This window comes from Streptomyces sp. NPDC048424 (assembly GCF_040651555.1).
Taxonomy (GTDB): domain Bacteria; phylum Actinomycetota; class Actinomycetes; order Streptomycetales; family Streptomycetaceae; genus Streptomyces.
The window spans coordinates 1-20599 of the sequence record NZ_JBEZKE010000014.1 but is presented as its reverse complement, the minus strand read 5'-3'; the positions used below and the strand labels follow the sequence as shown (position 1 = coordinate 20599).

The window sequence follows — 20599 nt, the reverse complement described above, 5'->3', positions numbered from 1 at the left end:
CCCCGAACGCGCTCTCCGAACCGTTCTGCGGACCCGTCCGCCCGGGGTCGTCCCGCAGACGGTGTTGACGGGGGTGGTGCGCCCGCATTGACTGGCGGCCGTGTCCGCCACCGAGCCGCCCTCCGTCACCGCGTGTTACGCCCTCGCCGTCCTGAACTCGACCGCCGAGGGCGAGAGCGGGTCGTCCGGCTCCTGGGCCCTGCCCACGGACCGGCTGGAGTACGGCGAGATGCGCGCGCTGTGGGACACGGTGCTCGACGCCGGCGACGCCGGCCCGCACACCGGGCTCCTCGTGGGCGACCGCATGCGGCCCGAAGGCCTGCACATCCTGGGCCACCTCGTCCTCACCTGCGCCAGCCTCGCGGACGCCGCGCGGGCGGCCGAGCGCTACCACCCGCTGGTGAGCCAGGCGGGCACGGTGACCCTGCACCGTGACAGCGGCGTCGGCCGGATCCGCTACCGGCCGACCGTCGCCCCGGCCACCATGCACCCCCAGCAGGTGGAGGCGGTCGTCAGCATCATGGTGCGGGCGGCCCGCTGGATCGCCGGCGACGACTGGGCGCCCCTGGCCGTCTCGTTCGCCCACCCCCGTGCGGGCTCGGCCGAGCCCTACACCCGTGTCCTCGGCTGCCCCGTCACCTTCGACTCCCCGGAGAACGCGATCACGGTCGCCGACGAGGACCTCGACCGGCGGCGCCCCCTCTACGATCCGGCGCTCAACTCCCTGCACCGGGCCTACGCGGACCGGCTTCTGCACCAGCTGTCCGCGGCCCCGACCGTGGCCGAGCGCGTGCGGCAGTGGCTGGAACGCGCCGCGCTCGGGGACGCGGGCCCCGAGGGCCCCGCCAAGGAGCTCAACCTCAGCGTCCGGACCCTGCGCCGGGCCCTGCACGCGGAGGGCACGTCGTGGCGCGCGCTCCTCGACACCGCCCGACACGGCCGGGCCAGACGGCTGCTGGAGACCACGCCCCTGCCGCTGGACCGGATCGCCCCCCTCGTCGGCCTGAGCGGCGCGACGGCCCTGGTCCGTGCCTTCACCCGGTGGGAGGGCATGCCTCCCGGCGCGTACCGCGTCCGGCACCGGCCCGCGGCCCCCGGATCGTGACGGGCCGGCGGCGGGTGAGGTACTTCACCGCGGGCGGCGCGCCGACCGACCGCCTCCGTTGCTAGATTGTCCGGCGGCCGGATCCAAGGCCCCGGACGAGATGCGCCGTACCCGGTCACGCACGACGACGCGCGAGATGCTGCACGAGCAGCGCCTCACGCTGTCCGCACCCGGGCAGCGTCCTCGTCGAGCAGGATGGGCCGAACGCCATGACCGTGCCACTCACCAGCAGCCTGTACCGGACGACCGCGCATGCCGCGGGGGGCCGTACCGGGTCCGTCCGCACGGACGACGGGCGCCTGGACGTCCGCCTCGCCCCGCCGCGCAAGAAGGTCGCCGGGACCACCAACCCGGAACAGCTTTTCGCGGCCGGTTTCGCCGCCTGCTTCACCTCCGCGCTCGCGGAGGTCGCCGCCGAGTTCGGGGCGGACGCCACCGCCGCGCGCGTGGCCTGCGAAGTACAGCTCGGCACCACGGACACGCCCGCGGGCTACGGCCTCGCGGTGGCCCTCACCGTCAGCCTGCCGGGGTGGCGGGCGGCGGACCTCCAGACCCTGCTGCACCGGGCGGACGCGGTCTGCCCCTACGCGCAGGCCGTACGCGGCAACGTACCGCTGACGCTGCTGGCCGTGGACGACCCCGCCGCCGACGACCGTGCCTGAGCCCGAGCCGGCGGGGCCCGTCCCGGGCGGACCCGGCGTCCCCGTGCCCGAGTACGGCGCCTGGCTGCGGCGCGGCATCAGCCGCGACGGCGGACCCCTGATCGAGGACAGCGAAGTGGTGTGGCTGCAGGCCGGGCCGTACTACGCCGACAGCCGGGGCTTCGCCGGTACGACCTCCTTCGACGGCTCCCAGGTGCACTTCCACCACCTCACGGGCGAGCCGGGCGAGGACACCGGCACCTTCCGGCGGGAGGGCGCGGACCTCGTCGAGTGGGGCACCAACCCGGACGGCAGCACCTTCCTGGAGGTCTGGACCCCGCTGCCCGGCGCCGACGGTGTCACCGGCTCCTGGTCCGGTCCGGACCACCACGTGGTGCGCGTGGGCCGGCACGTGGTGCACGTCGACTCCCGTACGGGGGCGTACTGGCGGCTGTGACGGCGCGATGGACCCCGCGCCCGGCCGCCGGCGCGTCGGCGCCACGGCGCGTCGGCGTCACGGCGCGTCGGCGTCACGGCGCGTCGGACGGACCCCGGCGCGTGCGGGTGTCGAGGATCCCGGCGGTGAACTGCGCCAGTTGCTCGCGCAGTTCCTCGCGCGGCACCCCCTTGTCCCCGGCCAGGTAGGCGACGAGGTCGGCCCGGGTCGCGGCGAGCAGGGCGTGGGCGGTGTAGTCGGTGTCGGCCGGGCCCGGGATCTGCTCCAGCAGGTCCCGGAGCAGGGCGTGCCACCGCTCGTAGTGCGCCGTCCGGTAGGGACTGTCGGCGCCGGTTCCCTCCAGGGCCAGCGCGAGGTGGCGGTTGTCGAGCTTGAAGCACAGGACGGCGTCCAGCAGGGCGGGCACGCGCCGGAGCGGCGGGGTGGTGGGTCCCAGCGGTGGCGGACCGTCCTCGACGGCGCTCCTGACCGGTTCGAGCCGCGCCTCGTACAGCGCGCCGATCAGACCGGTGCGGTCACCGAAGGCGCGGAAGAGCGTTCCCTTGCCGACGCCGGCCGCTGCCGCGATATCGGCCATCGTCACGTCCTCGGGGCTCCGGCAATGGGCGAAGAGCTCGTCGGCGGCGGCGAAGACGGCGGCCCGGTTACGGGCGGCGTCCTTGCGCGGACTGCGCTGTTCGGTCATCGGGATCCTCCGATTGCAAAGCGGACCATCGGTCCGTATCGTTCACCGAAGAAGCGGACCACTGGTCCGTATCGTACGGGACGGAGTACCCCCATGCCCACCACCACCGCACCGGCGGATCTGTACCGCCACAGCCTGCGCCTGCTCCTGGCCAAGGACGTTCCCGGCTGGGTCGGCCTGTGGGCCGACGAGGGCGTGATGGAGTTCCCCTTCGCTCCCCCGGGTTGGCCCGAACGGCTGGACGGCCGGGAAGCCATCGCCGCCTACATGCGCGACTACCCCGACCACATCGACCTGCACGACTTCCCCGACGTACGGATCCACGAGAGCACCGGGGCCGGGACCATCGTGGTCGAGATGCGCGGTGTGGGCCGCCTCGTCGCGGCGGACAGCCCCTTCGACATGACGTACATCGCCGTCGTGACCGTCCGGGACGGACGGTTCACCTCCTACCGCGACTACTGGAACCCCCTCGCCGTCCAGGCGCCCGGGATGGACTTCACGGGGAGCGACGCCCGATGAATTCCACCGGAACCACCCTGGTCACCGGTGCCACCGGCACCACCGGCGGCCGGACCGCCGCGCAGCTGATCGCCGCAGGCCACCGCGTCCGGGCCGCCGGCCGGCGGGCCACCCCGCTGCCGGGAGCGGACCCGGTCCGCTTCGACTGGTACGACGCCACCACCTTCGGCGACGCCCTCGACGGGGTCGACCGCGCCTACCTCGTCCCGCCCATCGGCGACCCGGACCCGGCCGCGGTCATGCTGCCCTTCCTCCGCGAGGCCCGCGCCGCCGGCGTGCGCCGCGCCGTCCTCCTCAGCTCCTCGGCCATCCCCGAGGGCGGTCCTGCGGTGGGGGCGGTGCACCAGGCCCTGCCCGGCCTGTTCGAGCAGTGGGCGGTCCTGCGGCCTTCCTGGTTCATGCAGAACTTCACCGGCACGCACGCGCACGCCGACAGCATCCGCGCCGAAGGGCTCATCCGAACGGCGGCCGGGACCGGCCGGGTCGGCTTCGTCGACGCCGACGACATCGCCGCCGTTGCCGTGCGCGCCCTGACGGACGACCGGGCACCCAACGCCGACCTGGTCCTGACCGGCCCGCAGGCACTCAGCCACGACGACATCGCCGCGATCGTCACCCGGGTCACCGGCCGCCCGGTGGCCCACCACCGCCTGGCCTACGAGGACATGCGCGACCGTCTGGCCGCGGTGATACCGCCGGAGTTCGCCGCGATGCTGGCCGCGATGGACCGCGCCATCGCCGAGGGGGCCGAGGACCGCACCACCGACACCGTCGAGCGCCTCACCGGCCGCCCGCCGAACCCGTTCCGGGTGGTCGCCGAACGGGAACTGCGGGCTGGGGACGAGTCGTTGACGGTGCCCTGGACGAGGGCGGGGATGTAGCGCCGGATCGGCCAGGGTCTCGGCGGCTGCTGAAGGCACCGTCCGGCGGGCGTCGGGAGTGACGAGCGGACCGGCGCCCGCACCGGCGGTCCGTCCCGCCCGATGACCGCGGTCCTCACCCGAGGCCGGGGATGGTGGACACCACCAGGTCGATGAGTTTGATGCCGGCGAAGGGCAGGATCAGGCCGCCGAGGCCGTACACGGCGAGGTTGCGGCGCAGCAGGTCGTGCGCGGAGGCCGGTTGGTAGCGGACTCCGCGCAGCGCGAGCGGGATCAACGCGATGATGATCAGGGCGTTGAAGATGATCGCCGAGGTGATCGCGGAGGTCGGGCTGCTCAGCCCCATGATGTTGAGCGCGCCGAGCCCCGGGTAGGCCGCGGTGAACATGGCGGGGATGATCGCGAAGTACTTCGCGACGTCGTTCGTGATCGAGAAGGTGGTCAGGGCGCCTCGCGTGATGAGGAGCTGCTTGCCGACCTCCACGATCTCGATGAGCTTGGTGGGGTTGGAGTCCAGGTCCACCATGTTCCCGGCCTCCTTGGCGGCCGAGGTGCCCGTGTTCATCGCGACGCCGACATCGGCCTGCGCGAGGGCCGGGGCGTCGTTCGTGCCGTCGCCCGTCATCGCGACCAGCCTGCCGCCGGCCTGCTCCCGCTTGATGAGCGCGAGCTTGTCCTCGGGGGTGGCCTCGGCCAGGTACTCGTCGACGCCCGCCTCGGCTGCGATGGCCCGGGCGGTCAGCTCGTTGTCACCGGTCACCATGACCGTACGGATGCCCATCCGGCGCAGCTCGGCGAACCGCTCCCGGATGCCCTCCTTCACGACGTCCTTGAGGTGGATGATGCCGAGGACCCGCGGCCCGTCCCAGTCGTGGACCGCCACCAGCAGCGGGGTGCCGCCGGCCTCGGACACGGAGGCCGACCAGGCGACGGCCTCGGCCGGTACGGTCCCGCCCCGGGCCTCCACCCAGTCGCAGACCTGCTTCACCGCGCCCTTGCGGATGGCGCAGCCGGCGCCGTTGTCCCAGCTCAGGTTGATGCCGCTCATGCGCGTACGGGCGCTGAACCCGGTGAACAGGGGGTTGCTCAAGTCCTCCCGGGCGACGGGCTGAAGCCCGTACCGCAGCGCCAGGTCCACGACGGACCGACCCTCGGGGGTCTCGTCGGCGAGCGAGGACAGCTGGGCGGCGTCCGCGAGCTTGACGTGGTCGATTCCGGGGAGCGGGACGAAGGCCGCGGCTTCCCGGTTGCCGTTGGTGATGGTGCCGGTCTTGTCGAGGAGCAGGGTGTTCACGTCCCCGGCCGCCTCGACGGCGCGGCCGCTCATCGCGATGACGTTGCGCTGGACGAGGCGGTCCATGCCGGCGATGCCGATCGCGGAGAGCAAGGCCCCGATGGTCGTGGGGATGAGGGTGACGAGGAGGGCGACCAGCACGGTCGTCGACTGCGCGGCCCCCGCGTACGCGGCCATCGGCTGGAGGCCGACCACGATCAGGATGAAGATCACCGTGAGCGCGGCCAGCAGGATGTTCAGTGCGATCTCGTTCGGGGTCTTCTGCCGGGCCGCGCCTTCGACCAGGGCGATCATCCTGTCGATGAAGCTGTTGCCGGGGCGCGAGGTGACCCGTACGACGATCGAGTCGGACAGCACGGTCGTACCGCCCGTGACCCCGGACCGGTCTCCTCCCGACTCCCGCAGCACGGGCGCCGATTCACCGGTGACGGCGGACTCGTCCACCATGGCCGCTCCGTCGACCACGTCCCCGTCGGCGGGGATCAGCTCCCCCGCCTCGACGAGGACGAAGTCGAAGGGCCGCAGCTCGGCGGGGGTCACCACTTCGGTCTCGGCGTGGCGCAGGTTCGCCCCGTACGTCCAGTGTTCGAGGCGAACCGCCACCGTGTCGGTCCGTGCCTTGCGCAGGGATGCCGCCTGGGCGCGGCCGCGGCCCTCGGCGACCGCCTCGGCGAGGTTGGCGAACAGGACCGTCAGCCAGAGCCAGACGCTGATCACCCAGGTGAAGACGGACGGGTGGATGAGCGCCGACAGCGTGGTGAGCACGGATCCGACCGCGACGACGAACAGCACCGGCTTCTTCACCAGCTCACGCGGGTGGAGCTTGCCCACGGCCTCCCGGGCCGATGCCGCGAGGAGTTCAGGCTCCAGCACGTTCACCTGACCGGACCGTGAACGCTTCCGGGACGGTCGGTCGGCCGGAGCCCGCGGAGGGGTCCCGAGACCCGGAGGGACGTGGTGCGCGGTGGCGGGAGACATGGAGCGACCTTCTGGCTGGTGGGTTCGGCTGGGCACCCCCCTCGGTCAAGGGGCAGGTGCGGGTGAAGCGGTGCGGGTGAGTTGTGTCGCCGCCGGGGACCGTCTCCATCGACCCCCTCGGCCGTCATATGGACATTCGACCTTCCCCGGCGGCGCAACAGGCAGGAAACTACTGCCCGTTCCGGACGCAACCGCCATCCGGTCCGGGGAATTGCCACCTTCTTGACGGCGGCGTACGAGCCGCGTCAAGCCGCCGCCAAGGGCCCGTCAACGCGAACCGCCCCGCACGCTCCCGGGCCGGCCCGGGAACCTTTCCCCCGGATCCTGCGTGAACTCTTGATGGCGTAGTCGGCTGGTGGAAGGGATCTGATGAGGACGCGGACGATGGTGAGCGCGGCGGTATCGGCCTGCGTGGTGCTGGTGGCGTGCGCGTGCGGTCCGGAGAAGGCGAAGGAGGACGCGGACGCGAAGCCTTCGCAGCCGTCCGCGTCGACATCGACACCGACGTCGACGCAAGGGCCGTCGGCCGCCCCTACCGGCAAGCAGCCCGCGCCCATGACGAAGGAGCGCGCGATCCAACGGTACGAGCAGTACCTCCACGCCCTGGGCCGTGAGGACATCAACACGGTCTGCGAAGTGGCCGGGCCGGGCGCGAAGAAGGCGCAGGACCAGGGATTCGGTCCGTGCACGTCGACGTACGCCCTCGTGTTCCAGATGATCTCCCCCGAGCAGAAGAAGGCCCTGCAGACCGCGACGGTCGATCCGCAGCGCGTCTCCGTGCGCACCCTGGAAAAGATCGAGATGCCCCTCGAAGCGGTCAGGTCCTCCGCCACTTTCACCGAGAGCGACCTCGGCAGCTACACCCTGGAGTACCTCGAGGACGACTACTTCATCACCGACGGACAGTGACCCGCCGAACTCGAAGCGCCTGACGGCAGAATCAGTGGGCAGGGCCGCCCCGTCCCCGTGGCGGCCCTGCCCACCGTTCAGGCGAGACGATCGACGGCGTAGGCCTCGATGGCGGCGCGCTGGAAGGCGGCCAGCCCCGGGGCGATCGTCTCGTACGCGGTGCGCCAGGCGTCGTTGTCCACGCAGGCACGTCCGATGGCCCGGTACTGCTCAGCGGTCACCGTACGCAGCTCGGTCAGCGCCTGGTACTGGGCGTCGATCTCGGCCTGTACCGGCTCGGCGTCGGCCGGGTGGCCCGCGGCCATGAGTTCGGCCAGGCGGATCATCTGCGCGGTGCGCGCACGGTGCGCGGTGTCGGCGTCGGCCTGGCTCATCCCCGCGGCCCGCTGTGCGAGCGCTTCGGCGAGCTCGGGGAAGTCGGCCATATTGTCCTCGTAGTGGGCGGGCGTGACGCCTTCGAAGAGGTTCTCGGGGCGGTTGATGGTCATGGGGGTGCCGTCCTTCCTGGACTGCTCCAGTTCGGTGATCGTGCGCGAGACGGTGACGGCCAGGGCATCGAGCCGGTCCCGTTCCGCGAGCAGGCGCCGGTGGTGCCCTTGCAGGGCTTCGACCTCGTCGACCTGCTCGGACAGGATCCGAGCGATCTCCGGCAGGCCGACGCCCAAGGCCCGCAGCACGAGGATCTGCTGCAACCGCAGGAGCTGGGACTGCTCGTAGTAGCGGTGGCCGTTGGCGCCGGTCCGGGCCGGCGGCAGCAGGCCCGTCTCGTCGTAGTGGCGCAGGGTCCGAGCGGTCACGCCCGACATCCGGGCCACCTCCGCGATCGGCCAGTCCATCACCGTCTCCCTCACGATCACCTCACCGGGCCGGTCTCTCCGGCTCTGGTCACGACCGTAGAAGCTGCCGCAACGGCAACCACAAGCCCTCGCGAAGCCCAGTACGGAACGAACTGGCCGGACCCGGTTTCCCACCAACTCAGCGCGGCGCGGCGAAGGCGCCGGCGCGGGCCGCCGCGGTCGCTGCGGCGGCGGCGCGGCGCGGCAGCGCCGGGTCGGGGACGGCCCGGAGCAGCAGCAGCTCGTGGTAGAGCGGGGCGGTCGCCGCAACGAGCAGCGCCCGGCTGTCGGCGGGGCCGGGCAGTTCGCCCCGGTCGGCCGCCCGGGTGACGACCACCGCGCACCGTGCGTAGCGGTCCTCCCAGAAGCGCGACAGCGCCGTCGCCGCCTCCGCCGACCGGAACCCGGCGGCGATCAAGGCCGTGGTCAGGTTCGGCCCTCCGCCGGCGAGCGCCTCGTACACCTCCTGGTTGAGGGCGGTCAGGTCGTCCTCCAGCGACCCGGCGTCCGGCGGGCTCCACGTGTCGTCGGATGCGGCGTCGAGTACGTCGGCCAGCAGGCTCCCGACGTCGCGCCAGCGCCGGTAGACGGTCGTGCGGTGGACGCCGGCGCGTTCCGCGACCGCGTCGACCGTCAGCCCGTCGTACCCGGCCTCCAGGAGCAGCGTGCCGACCGACTCCAGTACCTGGGCGCGGACGCGGGCGCTCCGGCCGCCCGTCCGGCGCCGCTTCGTGGCCGGTTCCTGCTGGCCGGAATCTTCGCTTGCCTGCGTAGGGGAATCCATGCCAGCATTTTAACGCAACATCTGTCGCCTTAAAGGAGAGTTCCCGTGGTCATCCGCCGCATCACCACCCGCATCACCACCCGCGTCACCGCCCACGACACCGCCGTCGTGACGACGGCCACCGCCCCCGAACCCCTGGAGCCGCCCTGTGACCGCACAGCTGACTGCCTCTGACCTCACCAAGTCCTACGAAGGCCGCCCGGTCCTCGACTCCGTCGACTGCTCCGTCCGCGTCGGCGAACGCCTCGGCATCGTCGGCGAGAACGGCTCCGGCAAGTCCACCCTGCTCCGGCTGCTGGCCGGGGTCGAGCGCCCCGACCGCGGCGAGGTGGTCCTGCGCGCCGAAGGCGGCGTCGGCTACTTCTCACAAGAGGAAGACCTCCCCCCGCACCTGACCGTCCAGCAGGTGGTCGACCGCGCCCTCGCCGAGCTGCACGGCCTGGAGCGGCTCCTGCGCCGGCTGGAGGCCCGTATGGCCGACGGCGACGCCACCGCCGAGACCCTCACCGCGTACGCCGACACCCTCACCGCCTTCGAACTGCGCGGGGGGTACGACGCGGACGCCCGCGTGGAGCGTTCCCTGCACGGCCTCGGCCTGCCGGGGCTGCCCCGCGAGCGCACCGTCGGCGGCCTGTCCGGCGGCGAGGTCGTACGCCTGCGCCTCGCCGTACTGCTCGCCGCCGCCCCCGAGGTGCTGCTGCTCGACGAGCCCACGAACCACCTCGACGGCACCGCCCTGACCTGGCTGGAGGACCACCTGCGCGCCCGCCGCGGCATCACGGTCGCGGTCTCCCACGACCGGGTCTTCCTGGAACGCGTCACCACCTCCCTCCTGGAGGTCGACGGCGACCTGCACAGGACCGTGCGCTACGGCAACGGCTACGCCGGCTACCTCGCGGAGCGCGCCGCCGAGCGGCGGCGCCGCACCGAGGCCCACGCCGCCTGGCGGGCCGAGGCGGCACGGCTGCGCGAGGCCGCCGCCGTCACGGCACGCCGGGTGGCGCCCGGCCGGGCCGCGAAGGACGGCAACAAGATGGCGTACGACCGCGCCGCCGGCCGGGTCCAGCAGTCGCTCGCAAGCCGAGTCCGCAACGCCGAGGAACGCCTCGCCCGGCTGCTGGCCCGGCCGGTGCCCGCACCCGCGGACCCGCTGCGGTTCACCGCCGTACCGCGCACCGCAACCGCCGAGCCCGGGACTCGCGCCGAACCTGGGGCTGCCGCCGGGCCGGCCGGGTCCGGAGACGCGCGACAGGTGCTGCTGGCCGCAACGGGAGTCGCGGTCGAGGGGCGGCTGGCGCCGCTGGACGTGACCGTGCCGGCCGGCGGCCGACTGCTGGTCACGGGCCCGAACGGGGCGGGCAAGAGCACCCTGCTCCACGTCCTGGCCGGCGCCCTGACCGCCGACCTGGGGCAGGTGGTCCGGTACGGCCGGATCGGGCTGCTGGCCCAGCAGACCGACTACGGCGCGGGCCGCGGGACCCTGCTCGCCGCCTATGCCGAGGGCCACCCCGGGACTCCTGAGGAGCACGCCGAACGGCTCCTGGCGCTGGGCCTGTTCACCCCCGACCGGCTGTCCGCCCCGGTCGCCTCCCTGTCCGTAGGGCAGCGGCAGCGGCTGGCCCTGGCCCGCCTGGTCACCGTACCGGCCGACGTCCTGCTGCTGGACGAGCCCACGAACCACCTCTCCCCCGCGCTGGCGGAGGAGTTGGAGGATGCGCTGGCCCGGTTCGCCGGCGCGGTGGTCGTCGTCAGCCACGACCGGCGGCTGTGCGCCCGCTGGCCGGGCGACCGGCTCGCCCTGCGCGCGCCGGCGCCCGCCCCGGTCGGCGCCTGCCCGTGACCACCGGCCGACTGCACACCCCTCTTCCCCCCCTCCCGCTCCCTGTCAAAGGACGCTCGCTTGACCACCTCTGTCACCCCGCTCGGCACCGTCGACCTCCCCACCGTCGGCTCCGGCCCGTACGCGCTCGCCGTCGGGCCGGACGGCCACCTGTGGTGCACCCTCGTCACCTCCGGGCGCATCGCCCGCCTCACCCCGACGACCGGCCGCGTCGAGGAGTTCGCGCTGGACTCCTCCGACTGCGGCCCCACCCTCGTCACCGCCGGGCCGGACGGCGCCCTGTGGTTCACCCGCTACCGTGACCACCGGATCGGCCGGATCACGGTGGACGGCGAGACCCGGTCGTACGCGCTGCCCGGCGGCGCGGGCGGGCCCTACGGGATCGCGGCCGGGCCCGACGACGCCCTGTGGTTCACCCTGACGAACACCGACCGCATCGGCCGGATCGACACGGACGGCAAGGTCCGCGAATACCCCCTGCCGTGCGAGGGGGGATTCCCGTCCTTCCTCACGGTGGGACCCGACGGCGCCCTGTGGTTCACCCTCAACCAGGCGAACGCGATCGGCCGGATCACCGTCTCCGGCGGGGTCCGGCTCCATCCCCTGCCCACGCCCGGCGCCGCCCCGGTCGGGCTCGCGGTCGGCCCCGACGGGAGCCTGTGGTTCGCCGAGATCGGCGCCGGGCGGATCGGGCGGCTCACCACCGGCAGGGCAGGCGTGGAGATCGCCGAGTTCGCGCTGCCCGAGGCCGACTGCCGCCCCCACGCCGTCGCGGTCGCCCCGGACGGGACCTGCTGGTTCACCGAGTGGGGCACCGGCCGGATCGGCTCCGTCACCCCGGACGGGAAGGTCACCGAGCACCCGCTCGCGAGCCCCGACCGCGAACCCCACGGGCTGGCCTTCGGCCCGGACGGCACGCTGTACGTCGCCGAGGAAAGCGGCGGCATCTCCCGGTGGGAGGTGCACCGCGCCGCCTGACTCCGGAGGCTGTTGACTGCCAGAGCGAGCTCCTCGCGCCGGCCCCCCGGCACCGAGCAGCTTGGTGATGGGGCTCACCCGATCCGGTGACTCGGCCCCCGGCTCCGTCGCCCAGGGGGCCGCCTTGCCCGCCGTCGGGGTCGAGGTCTCGACGGACATGGCGGCGGTCGATGTTCCGTTGCAAGTCGACAGCGGGGTGTTCACGTTCGATCTACGAGGCCGAATGAGGCAGCGGGTGGAGGCTGACCCGGAGGAGCCGAACCCGACCCGCGGCGTCCGACTCCGTACGATCGGATTCCATCTCGAAGGCACATCCGCGGACGGCACGCTACGGGTCACGTTCGATCTGGACGGCGCCGATGCCCAGCCGGCAAGCAGGCTGCGCGTGCAACAGGCCTTCCCGCCGGTCATCCGGGAAACGGATGTGCTCCCGCTGGCAATGACCCTCGACAAGGCAGATCAGCCCCCGCTCACACTGCACTCCGCCAGTCCGGCAGTCCTGACCGCCACGCTGCGGGCCTTCCCGCCCCAGGGCGACGACTACCAACTGCAGAACCCGGTCGATTTCGTGACGCCGGGAAGCGACACCCGTGTCGCCCGGCTGCAGGGGCTCTCCCTCAAGCGCGGTGCCACTCGCCCCCTGCCTCAGTAGCGGCGGCGGCTCAGGATCGCAGCAGCCGACTCGAAACCGACCAGCTGCGCCAACGGCCTCACCAGAGCCGGCGGTCCCCCGAACGGACTGTTCGGCGGGCACCCGGCTCCGGCCGGCCGGAGGATGGGTGCGGGAACCCACGACGGGAGCAGACCAGGATGCCGAACATCGCGGGTCGCTCGAACAGGGTGCGCAGGGCCCTGTCAGGCATGCTGGTCTTCGCCGGCGTCGTCGTGACCGGGTGCGGCGGAGGGGCTCGCGACGCAGGGCAGGGGCCGGGAGCAGGACCTCACCCCCAAGCAACGCGCTCCGGCAGGGTGACCGTCGTGTACGAGGACCAGACGGCCGGACCGCAGGAGCGGCAGGTCGTGGCGCTGATCCGGAAGTCCCGCGTGCTGGAACGGCTGGCCGGCTGGGTGAACAGATCGCTCACCCTCCCGCACGACCTGGTCGTGAAGGTCACCCCCGCGGTGCCGCCCGGTGTGACCGACGCCGTCACCCAGCCCGACGGCAGGACGATCTTCATCCCGCCGTCGTTCCTGACCGAAGTCGAGGACGCCCTCGCCGACGTGGTGAAGACGGTCGAACGGCCCGCCCCCTTCCCCGCGTCCGAGTACAACACCGACGACCTGACCGTGCTGTCGACCGAGTTCGTCTTCGGCCACGAGATGGGCCACGCCCTGCAACGCCAGCTCCTCCTGGCCAACCTCGGCCTCGAAGAGGACGCGGCCGACGGCTTCGCATCCTTCTACACCGTCAACGAGGTCGGTCCGGGCCCCTCGCTGGCCGCCGCGATCCTCTTCGACGAGATCGCCCGCAAGGAGGGTCGGCTGACCCTGGAAAACCTGGCGAGCGACCACCCCGTCACCCAGCAGCGGGTCTTCAACTTCCTGTGCTACTTGGAAGGCAGCGACCCGAAGAAGTACCGGCAGTCCCTGGTCGACGGCGGCTACCTCCCGAAGACCCGCGCCCCCCTGTGCCCACAGGCGTGGGCGATGCTGGACTATGGCTGGTGGACACAGCTCCAACCGCACTTCAGCGGCCCGTTCAAGTCCACGGGTGACGAGGCGCAGAGGAAGGCGCACGCCCGGCTGATCGCGGAGACGCAGGCTTTGGCGGAGAAGATCGACGAGCTCCGCACCGGGCAATGAGCCCGGACGGTACGCGCACCCGCGCGGGAGGGGCGACCGGGCACGGCATCGACCGTAAGCGGACCGGGCCCGGTCAGCGGCCGCCCGTCCGGGTTCTCGACAGGCGGAAGCTCCTGGTGGCGGCCCCCGGCCGGGTAGCCTCCGCCTGATCATCCGCACTGTTCCGGAGGCCCGACCGTGCCCGTACGTGTTGCACGACGGACTGCCGGCCCTCGTAGCCGTCGCGATGCTGACGGTCGCCGGCTGCACGGTGGCCCCTTTGAAGCAGGCGACCGAGCCCCTCCAGCCCGCCTCCCCCTCCCCTTTGCCCTCCTCCGCTCCCCCGAGCGAAATGGGCCCGCACGTCACCCAGTACACGGTGGTCCGCACGGGGAGCGTCATCGCCACGTTCACCAAACTGTCCGTCGGCGGACACGACGTGCGCGCCTTCCCGCCCGCCCTGATCGCCCAGCAGATCGCCCTCCTCCAGCAAGCACAACGCTGAGGCCCGTCAGCCGGTGAACGTCTCGCGGTAGACGCTGGGCGGCACGCCCACTTGCGCCTTGAACAGCGTCCGGAAGTTGGCCGGGGTGCCCAGGCCGCAGTGGCGTGCGACGGCTTCGACCGTGCGGTCGCCGGCCTCGAGGAGTTCGCGTGCGCGGGCGAGCCGGGCGTCGAGCAGCCACCGCATGGGCGGCAGGCCCGTGTCGGTGCGGAAGCGGCGGATCAGGGTCCGGCGGGACATGCCGGCCCGGCGGGCCAACTGGTCGACGGTGAGCGGCTGGTGCAGGTTGCGCAGCGCCCAGTCGTACAGCGGGGGGCTGTCGGACGGTGCGGGTCGCACCGGCAGGTCGATGAACGGGGCTTGGCCGCTGGTGCGGTGCGGCGCCGCCACCAGCAGGCGGGCCTGCTGGTTCGCCAGGCGGGGGCCGTGGTCGCGGCGGATGAGGTGGAGGCACAGGTCCAGGCCGGAGGACACGCCGCCCGAAGTGAGCACTTGGCCCTCGTCGATGTACAGGTCCTCGGGCACGACCGTCACCCGCGGGTACCGCCTGGCCAGCGCCTGCGCGTACAGCCAGTGCGTGGTGGCCCGGCGGCCGTCGAGCAGACCGGCGGCGGCGAGGGCGAACGCGCCGGTGCAGATGGACGCCACGCGGATGCCGCGGGCTGCCGCTCCCGCCAGTGCGGCGGTCACCTCTAGCCCGGGGTCCGCCGGCTCCAGGTAGCCCGGGACGATCACGGTGTCGGCGGATGCCAGCGCATCCAGACCGTGCGCGACGGACAGCTCGGGGCCGCCGCCGCGAACAGGGCGCCGAGCGCATCGGTCTGATCGGGTTGTCCGCAGGCGGTCACCTGGCCGCGCACGACGTCCCGCACACGGTCCATGTCTGCGCGCACGGCCCCCACGGCCTCGGGCTCGCCCGAGGGGCCGGCGACGCGACGGCCTGGACCACGCACGCAGCCTCCTGGATCGCCGAACAGATCGACGCTCCCGCCGGATTCACCGGACCGGTGTGGACCCGATATGGCTGGTGAGGGTTCAAGCGGGGCAGCCTTCCATCGGGGTCGCGACTCATGAGGGGACGGGCTGATGACGGTCAATACCGGGCGCGGGCAAGGACGTACGGGAAGGGGCGCGGGCGTCGTGCTGCGACTGGCTTCGGTGACCGCCGGCGTGGCGGTGGCCGCGCTCTTGGTCGTCGACTTCCGGCTGACCGGTTCGGCGGGCCGGCAGGCGCTCGCGGTCGGGCTGATGGCCGCCTGCGTGAGCGCAGCCGTATGGGCGGCGTCGAGCCTGACGGCTCTCCTGATACGGCCGTCCCTGCGACGGGCCCAGGGGCTCCTCGCCGAGGAGCCCGACCTCTGGAGCTCGGACCGGGAGTTCTTCGCCCCGGTACGTCGTCTGATGTTCCTCGGCGTGCTGCAGACCCTGGTCAACCTGCTGGTCCTGCTCACCGTGTATCCGCTCGCCCTCTGGGCCGGCGTACGGATCTGCGGCGCCGCGGGTCTGTCGGCGCACCTGACCGGACCGTGGCCGGTCTTCGTCTCGGGGCTGCTGGTGGCGGCCGTTGCCACCACGGTCGCTACCTTCTTCGCCCTGTTCCGCCGCCGCACCAGCCGCGCGGCCGCCCGCTCGCTGGCCGCCGTACTGCTCAACGCCGCCGGACTCGCGCTCGCCTCGCTCGTGCTGGACGGCGTACGGCTCGACTCCGCGCCGGGGTGGCGGCAGGCACTCGCCCTGTGTGCCGTGGCGTCCCTCTTCATGCTGCCGCGCATCACGCTGTCCCTGCCCGTACCGGGAATCGCCTCGATCGTCCTCGTCGCCTACCACTGCCTGCTGTTGTGGCTGATCTGCGCGGCCTTCGCGTTCGTGGACCCCCGGCTTCACGCCGAGGGCTTCTGGCAGCTGGCGGGGGCCGCCGCGATCATGTGGGCGGCCGAGTGGCCCGCGCGCCTGGCCGTCGGGCGGGCGCAGGGGGCCGCCGCCCAGCCGGCTCCCGTCCTGCCCGATCCGTTCCCGCCGGATCACGGATTTCCCTCCGGCCCGCTGTACTGAGGTCCCCGGCCTGCCGTCACCCGCCGGTCGCCGACTGCGGCTCGACCTGGAGAATGCCGCGGTATGAACTCTCAGTCGCTGTGGGGTCCTCTGGGCAGACCGCTCCGCGCCGTGCGGGGATACCCGCGCCGTGCGCCGCTGACCCTCGCCTACGTCTGCCTGCTCCTGGCCGGCCACGTCTGGGTCAGCCGCGGGCCGTCCGCCGATCGGGCGGCCGGCGTGCTGGGCTACCTCAGCACCAACCTGGACAACCTGCGAGACCATCCGTTGTCCGCGCTGCTCGGCAGTGCGCTGTTCTTCGACGGCACGCTCACGGATGTCACCTCAACCGACTTCGTGGGTACCTTCATCACCCTGGGCCTCGGTGTCTGCTGCTTCCTGGCCTGGGCGGAGCACCGGTGGGGAAAGCGGCGTGCCGTGGCTGTGTTCCTCGGCGGGCACGTCGCGGCCACCTTGCTCACCGCTGTCGTCATCAGCGTCGCGCTGCGGCACGGCTGGTATCCGGCGGCCGTGCGGCAGGCCTTGGACTACGGGGTCAGTTACGGCGCCCAGACCGTACTGGCGATCGGCACACTCGCCCTCCCCCGCTGGCGCCGCCTCCCCTGGGCCGCCTTCGTACTGGCGTGGCCCCTCGGCGGTGCCGACTGGAGCGGGCCGCTGCCGGACTTCACCACCATCGGCCATCTCATGGCGGCGGCCCTTGGCTTCGGGCTGTTGGGCGTCCCGGCTTTCAGGCGGCCACGGGTCCGCCCCGGTGGGCCGCCCTCCCCCGCGGGCGACTCCCGGCCGCAGCAAGGCTCCGTTCCGCAATCGCCGTCAGCGGCAGCCGGAACAGCGGCCGGAGCCAAGACACCTTAGGTGGCGGGGTCGACGGGCCGTTTGTAGTACCGCCACGGGAACCAGCCCGCGCCCACCGGAATCCATCCTTCGGATTCCAGTCGTCGGTGGCGCGCGCCGGTGGGGAGCGTGACCCGGCAGTGCTCCCAGGGGTGGTCGGACGCCTCCACCTCGTGGAAGAAGGGGCCGTAGCCGACCACGTGCCAGCCGTCACGGCCGGCCTCTTCCAGAGCGGCCATCTCGTCGAACGCGGTCAACCCGCTCAGGGTGCGGCGCTTCGGGGCGTTCGCCCCCTCGGCGGGCGGCGCCGACGGACCCGCCCCCGCGTTCTTGCCCGCGAAGCGCTGCTGGGCGGCCTGGCGGCTCACTCCCAGGACGCGGCCCACCGTGTCCCAGCTGTGGCCGGCGGCCCTGGCGCCCTGGACAGCCTCGCGCAGCAGCCGGCTCGCCTCCTCGGCGCCGACGCGCGAGGCGTCGACCAGGCGCAGGTACCCGTGGGCGTCGTGTTCGAGCGAGTCGGCGAGCCCGTCGGGGGCGCCGAGGACGGCTGCGGCGATGCCCTCCCGGATCCGGTCCGTCTCCGCCGGGTGGAGCAGTGGTTCGTCGCTCATCGGCGCAGTCCGGCAAGGGGTTCGAGGGCGTCGAGGACTGCCTCGTCGCGGCGCGCCTGCTCGGCGCAGTCGCGGGCCGCCCGGGCGGTCAGGGCGGCCGTGCCGGCGATGCATACGAGGCTCGCGACGACCAGGGCGATGGTGGCGAAGGTGCCGAGCCGCCCGCCGAACATCACCGTCACGGCCGGGAGGCTCACCGCGAGCGGCAGCACGGCGGCCATGTTGGGGGTGGCGGGAGAACAGTCCCGACGCCGGGCCTTCACATTCAAGATCGACATGCGTCAAGGAAACCTTGACGCGATCGACTTGTCAAGAATTCCTTGACGCCGAGCCGGCGTTCGCCCTCGTAGAAGAAGCTGCTCGGGCGCCGGGCTCGGCCTGACGGCTCAACAGTCCGGCTGCCCAGATGCCCCCGCCGCGCCGTACTTCGCGGCCTCCGCAGCGCACCTACCGGCGGCCGGAGGCCGACCAGCCGCCCGGGCGGGGGCGAGGTGGCGTCCACCCCGGACTGGCGGGCCTCCGCGAAAAACCGTTGGGCGCAACACGGCGGCCTCTGCTACTTTTCCGGAGGCCGTGCGAGAGAACGAGGAGGTGGTACCCGTGAACACAGTAACGACATGGGTGCTCCCCTCCGGGGTCACGGTCGGACGATAGGCAGGTCGTCCGGGAGCGCCACTCTGCGCACTCCCGAAAGGCACGACCATGCATTTCACTTCTGAGCAGCGCCTCGACGACGGCGTCGTCGAACGCGAGTTCACCCTCGGCGAGATCCCCGGCACCCTGTGGACGCCCGAATCCGCCGCGCCGGCCCCGCTGATCCTGATGGCCCACAACAACGGCCTGCCCAAGGGTGCGGCCCGGCTGGTGGCCCGGGCCCGGCACACCACGGCGCACGGCTACGCGGTGGCCACCATCGACGCCGCCGGGTGCGGTGACCGGCCGCGTTCCGCCGCCGACGAGCAGGCCCGCGCCGACCTCCGACGGGCGATGCAGGCCGGCGAGCCGGTCGACGAGATCTTCGAGTCCTTCATCGGCCCGCTGGTCGAAAAGGCGGTCCCGGAATGGCGGACCACCCTGGACGCCCTCCTTGCACTGCCCGAGATCGGCGGCCCGGTCGGGTACTCGGGGTGGACCGCCGTCGGCATCCGGCTGGCGGTGGCCGAGCCGCGCATCGCGGCCGCCGGCTTCTTCGCCGGGGGTTACGTGCCCCGCGCCCAGCGCGAGGAGGCCCGGCAGGTCACCGTTCCGCTGCTGTTCCTGTTGCAGTGGGACGACGAAGGGAACCCCCGGCAGCGGGCCCTGGACCTGTTCGACGCCTTCGGCACGCAGGAGAAGACGCTGCACTCCAACCTGGGCGGGCACACCGGCACCCCGTGGTTCGAGGTGGAGGACGGGGCCAGGTTCTTCGACCGGCACCTGAAGTAGGGCGGGGCCGCCAGGCCGACCGCGGAGGGCAGGCGGAGCAGGCCGGGGTGCCGCTCGTCGACGGCAGGTCCCGGCTCTCTCCTCGGTCCTCTGCAGCGCGGGCCCCTGCCGACCAGGCAGGGGCCCCCGCTGCCCGAAGCCCCGAAGCCCCGAAGCCCCGAAGCCCCGAACGGCAATTACCCCTGAAGTAATCGCACCGCCCGACCGCCCTCGGCTACGTTCGCGGTCATCGCCCACCCCCGGAACGAAGGAGCCCCGTTGTGCCCGCTTACGGCTTCGCTCATCTCCGCAGCCGCCGGAATCACTCCGACGTCATCGAGTACCTGGAGCGCATCCAGGCGACCCTCGACCCCTTCGCAGGCCGCTTCGTCATCCACGGTCCGCCGGCCGAGGTCGTGGAGGGGACGTGGCCCGGCAGCATGGTGCTGATCGAGTTCCCCGGCCTGGCCGAAGCCCGTGCCTGGTACGGCTCTCCGGCCTACCGGGCCATCCTGCACCTGCGTACCGACCACATCGAAGGCGACCTACTGCTGATCGAAGGCGTCGGACCGAACTACCACCCGGCCGAACGAGCTCGCAAACTCACTCCGGGTCGCGGTTGAAGCGCGCCATCGACCAGCGGTAGCCGAGCGCGATCAGGGCCACGCACCAGGCGATCGCGATCCACCCGTTGTTGCCGATCTCGGTGCCGAGGAGCAGGCCGCGCAGGGTCTCGATGGCCGGTGTGAAGGGCTGGTACTCGGCGATCGGCTGGAACCAGCCCGGCATGGTGTCGGCCGGGATGAAGGCGCTGGAGATCAGCGGGAGGAGGATCAGCGGCATGGCCATGTTGCTGGCCGCCTCTGGGTTCGGGCTGGCCATGCCCATGCCGACCGCGACCCAGGTGAGCGCGAGGGGCGAACAGCGCGAGCAGCCCTAGCGCCGCCAGCCACTCCAGGGCCGTGGCGTCGGTGGAGCGGAAACCGATGGCCACGCCGACGGCGCCGACCAGGACCACGCTGACGATCGACTGCAGCACGCTCCCGACGACGTGCCCGACGATCACGGAGCCGCGGTAGAGCGCCATCGTCCGGAAGCGGTCGATGAGCCCCTCGGTCATGTCCATGGACACGTAGACCGCGGCCCCGATCACGGTACTGCCGATGGTCATCAGCAGGATGCCCGGGACGATGTACGCGACGTAGTCGGAGCGGTCGGCTCCGCCGCCGCCGATGCCCGCACTCATCACGTCGCCGAAGATGTAGACGAAGAGCAGCAACATCATGATCGGCGTCAGCAGCAGGTTCAAGGTCCCGGAGGGGTAGCGCCACGCGTGGAGCAGGTTGCGGCGCAGCATCGTCGTCGAGTCGCGGAGGGCGAGGGTGAGGGAGCTCATCGGAGGTTCTCCTTGGGCTGGTTGGGGATGGTGTGTGCGGTGCCGGTGAGGGCGAAGAAGACGTCGTCGAGGTCGGGGGTGTGGACGGTGAGTTCGTCGGCT

24 protein-coding genes, 2 pseudogenes and 1 riboswitch are annotated in these 20599 nt (G+C 72.6%); of the genes and pseudogenes, 17 read left to right on the top strand and 9 right to left on the bottom strand.

Annotation, left to right across the window (positions count from 1 at the left end; translation table 11 throughout):
* Positions 1-100 precede the first annotated feature (100 nt).
* From AB0D29_RS20890 to AB0D29_RS20880, 3 genes are all read left to right on the top strand, one after another.
* Positions 101-1105, top strand: a complete 1005-nt coding sequence (locus AB0D29_RS20890) for an AraC family transcriptional regulator ligand-binding domain-containing protein (RefSeq protein WP_362856043.1) — start codon at positions 101-103, stop codon at positions 1103-1105.
* Between the two features lie 72 nt (positions 1106-1177).
* A riboswitch (guanidine-III (ykkC-III) riboswitch) is annotated at positions 1178-1239 on the top strand.
* 75 nt (positions 1240-1314) lie between these two features.
* The gene (locus AB0D29_RS20885) at positions 1315-1767 is read left to right on the top strand and encodes an Ohr family peroxiredoxin (protein ID WP_362856041.1); all 453 of its coding nucleotides are present in this window, start codon (positions 1315-1317) and stop codon (positions 1765-1767) included.
* Complete coding sequence (locus AB0D29_RS20880; RefSeq protein ID WP_362856039.1) at positions 1760-2203, top strand: hypothetical protein; 444 nt, start codon at positions 1760-1762, stop codon at positions 2201-2203. The genes AB0D29_RS20885 and AB0D29_RS20880 overlap by 8 nt, the downstream gene beginning before the upstream one ends.
* Positions 2204-2276: 73 nt before the next feature.
* On the opposite strand, the gene AB0D29_RS20875 is transcribed toward AB0D29_RS20880, so the two are convergent.
* Positions 2277-2888 carry a TetR/AcrR family transcriptional regulator gene (locus AB0D29_RS20875; RefSeq protein ID WP_362856037.1) on the bottom strand — a complete coding sequence of 204 codons (612 nt, stop codon included), beginning with the start codon at positions 2886-2888 and terminating at the stop codon, positions 2277-2279.
* Between the two features lie 93 nt (positions 2889-2981).
* On the opposite strand from AB0D29_RS20875, the gene AB0D29_RS20870 reads away from it, so the two are divergent.
* Positions 2982-3410: a nuclear transport factor 2 family protein gene (locus tag AB0D29_RS20870; protein ID WP_362856035.1), complete on the top strand. Its 429-nt coding sequence runs from the start codon at positions 2982-2984 to the stop codon at positions 3408-3410.
* A complete protein-coding gene (locus tag AB0D29_RS20865; RefSeq protein WP_362856033.1) occupies positions 3407-4291 on the top strand; it encodes an NAD(P)H-binding protein in 885 nt (294 codons plus the stop codon). The genes AB0D29_RS20870 and AB0D29_RS20865 overlap by 4 nt, the downstream gene beginning before the upstream one ends.
* 115 nt (positions 4292-4406) lie before the next feature.
* Here the strand turns inward: AB0D29_RS20865 and kdpB are convergent, their stop codons facing one another.
* Entirely contained in the window at positions 4407-6563 is a 2157-nt protein-coding gene (gene kdpB, locus AB0D29_RS20860) for a potassium-transporting ATPase subunit KdpB (RefSeq protein WP_362856031.1), read from the bottom strand.
* Positions 6564-7118: 555 nt separating this feature from the next.
* On the opposite strand from kdpB, the gene AB0D29_RS20855 reads away from it, so the two are divergent.
* Positions 7119-7472 (top strand): hypothetical protein, encoded by a 354-nt coding sequence (locus tag AB0D29_RS20855; RefSeq protein WP_362856029.1) that lies wholly within the window; start codon positions 7119-7121, stop codon positions 7470-7472.
* A gap of 77 nt (positions 7473-7549) precedes the next feature.
* On the opposite strand, the gene AB0D29_RS20850 is transcribed toward AB0D29_RS20855, so the two are convergent.
* Together AB0D29_RS20850 and AB0D29_RS20845 are read right to left on the bottom strand one after the other, a co-directional pair.
* On the bottom strand, positions 7550-8308 hold the full coding sequence (locus tag AB0D29_RS20850) for a MerR family transcriptional regulator (RefSeq protein ID WP_362856027.1): 759 nt from the start codon (positions 8306-8308) through the stop codon (positions 7550-7552).
* A 139-nt stretch (positions 8309-8447) separates the two neighbouring features.
* Positions 8448-9092, bottom strand: a complete 645-nt coding sequence (locus AB0D29_RS20845; RefSeq protein WP_362856025.1) for a TetR/AcrR family transcriptional regulator — start codon at positions 9090-9092, stop codon at positions 8448-8450.
* Between the two features lie 45 nt (positions 9093-9137).
* Here AB0D29_RS20845 and AB0D29_RS20840 point away from each other — a divergent pair, with 45 nt between their 5' ends.
* From AB0D29_RS20840 to AB0D29_RS20815, 6 genes are all read left to right on the top strand, one after another.
* A complete protein-coding gene (locus AB0D29_RS20840; RefSeq protein WP_362856023.1) occupies positions 9138-9266 on the top strand; it encodes a hypothetical protein in 129 nt (42 codons plus the stop codon).
* Positions 9241-10932: an ABC-F family ATP-binding cassette domain-containing protein gene (locus AB0D29_RS20835; protein WP_362856021.1), complete on the top strand. Its 1692-nt coding sequence runs from the start codon at positions 9241-9243 to the stop codon at positions 10930-10932. Before AB0D29_RS20840 ends, AB0D29_RS20835 begins: the two co-directional genes overlap by 26 nt.
* A 60-nt stretch (positions 10933-10992) precedes the next feature.
* Positions 10993-11910, top strand: coding sequence for a virginiamycin B lyase (locus AB0D29_RS20830; protein ID WP_362856019.1), 918 nt, complete (start codon positions 10993-10995; stop codon positions 11908-11910).
* 67 nt (positions 11911-11977) lie between these two features.
* Positions 11978-12562 carry a hypothetical protein gene (locus AB0D29_RS20825; protein WP_362856017.1) on the top strand — a complete coding sequence of 195 codons (585 nt, stop codon included), beginning with the start codon at positions 11978-11980 and terminating at the stop codon, positions 12560-12562.
* A gap of 326 nt (positions 12563-12888) precedes the next feature.
* Positions 12889-13713, top strand: coding sequence for a DUF4344 domain-containing metallopeptidase (locus AB0D29_RS20820; protein ID WP_362856015.1), 825 nt, complete (start codon positions 12889-12891; stop codon positions 13711-13713).
* Between the two features lie 187 nt (positions 13714-13900).
* Positions 13901-14197 (top strand): hypothetical protein, encoded by a 297-nt coding sequence (locus AB0D29_RS20815; protein WP_362856013.1) that lies wholly within the window; start codon positions 13901-13903, stop codon positions 14195-14197.
* A gap of 6 nt (positions 14198-14203) precedes the next feature.
* Here AB0D29_RS20815 and AB0D29_RS20810 read toward each other — a convergent pair whose 3' ends face one another.
* Positions 14204-14932, bottom strand: a complete 729-nt coding sequence (locus tag AB0D29_RS20810) for a helix-turn-helix domain-containing protein (RefSeq protein WP_362856011.1) — start codon at positions 14930-14932, stop codon at positions 14204-14206.
* Positions 14933-14943: 11 nt separating this feature from the next.
* On the opposite strand from AB0D29_RS20810, the gene AB0D29_RS20805 reads away from it, so the two are divergent.
* The 3 genes from AB0D29_RS20805 (at position 14944) to AB0D29_RS20795 (ending at position 17107) form a co-directional block, all read left to right on the top strand.
* On the top strand, positions 14944-15228 hold the full coding sequence (locus AB0D29_RS20805; protein WP_362856009.1) for a hypothetical protein: 285 nt from the start codon (positions 14944-14946) through the stop codon (positions 15226-15228).
* A gap of 109 nt (positions 15229-15337) precedes the next feature.
* Positions 15338-16249, top strand: coding sequence for a hypothetical protein (locus tag AB0D29_RS20800; protein WP_362856007.1), 912 nt, complete (start codon positions 15338-15340; stop codon positions 16247-16249).
* A 63-nt stretch (positions 16250-16312) separates the two neighbouring features.
* The gene (locus AB0D29_RS20795; RefSeq protein WP_362856006.1) at positions 16313-17107 is read left to right on the top strand and encodes a rhomboid-like protein; all 795 of its coding nucleotides are present in this window, start codon (positions 16313-16315) and stop codon (positions 17105-17107) included.
* On the opposite strand, the gene AB0D29_RS20790 is transcribed toward AB0D29_RS20795, so the two are convergent.
* Both AB0D29_RS20790 and AB0D29_RS20785 read right to left on the bottom strand, forming a co-directional pair.
* Positions 17104-17697 (bottom strand): hypothetical protein, encoded by a 594-nt coding sequence (locus AB0D29_RS20790; RefSeq protein WP_362856004.1) that lies wholly within the window; start codon positions 17695-17697, stop codon positions 17104-17106. The genes AB0D29_RS20795 and AB0D29_RS20790 overlap by 4 nt on opposite strands.
* Positions 17694-17975, bottom strand: a complete 282-nt coding sequence (locus tag AB0D29_RS20785; RefSeq protein ID WP_362856002.1) for a hypothetical protein — start codon at positions 17973-17975, stop codon at positions 17694-17696. Before AB0D29_RS20785 ends, AB0D29_RS20790 begins: the two co-directional genes overlap by 4 nt.
* A 424-nt stretch (positions 17976-18399) precedes the next feature.
* Between AB0D29_RS20785 and AB0D29_RS20780 the strand changes: the two genes are divergently transcribed.
* On the top strand, positions 18400-19122 hold the full coding sequence (locus tag AB0D29_RS20780; RefSeq protein WP_362856000.1) for an alpha/beta hydrolase: 723 nt from the start codon (positions 18400-18402) through the stop codon (positions 19120-19122).
* A gap of 260 nt (positions 19123-19382) precedes the next feature.
* A complete protein-coding gene (locus AB0D29_RS20775) occupies positions 19383-19724 on the top strand; it encodes a DUF1330 domain-containing protein (RefSeq protein ID WP_362855998.1) in 342 nt (113 codons plus the stop codon).
* Here AB0D29_RS20775 and AB0D29_RS20770 read toward each other — a convergent pair.
* Positions 19705-20497: pseudogene (locus AB0D29_RS20770) on the bottom strand (ABC transporter permease). The gene AB0D29_RS20775 and the pseudogene AB0D29_RS20770 sit on opposite strands and share 20 nt — an antisense overlap.
* A pseudogene (locus AB0D29_RS20765) lies at positions 20494-20599 on the bottom strand (ABC transporter); the annotation flags it as partial. The pseudogenes AB0D29_RS20770 and AB0D29_RS20765, both read right to left, overlap by 4 nt.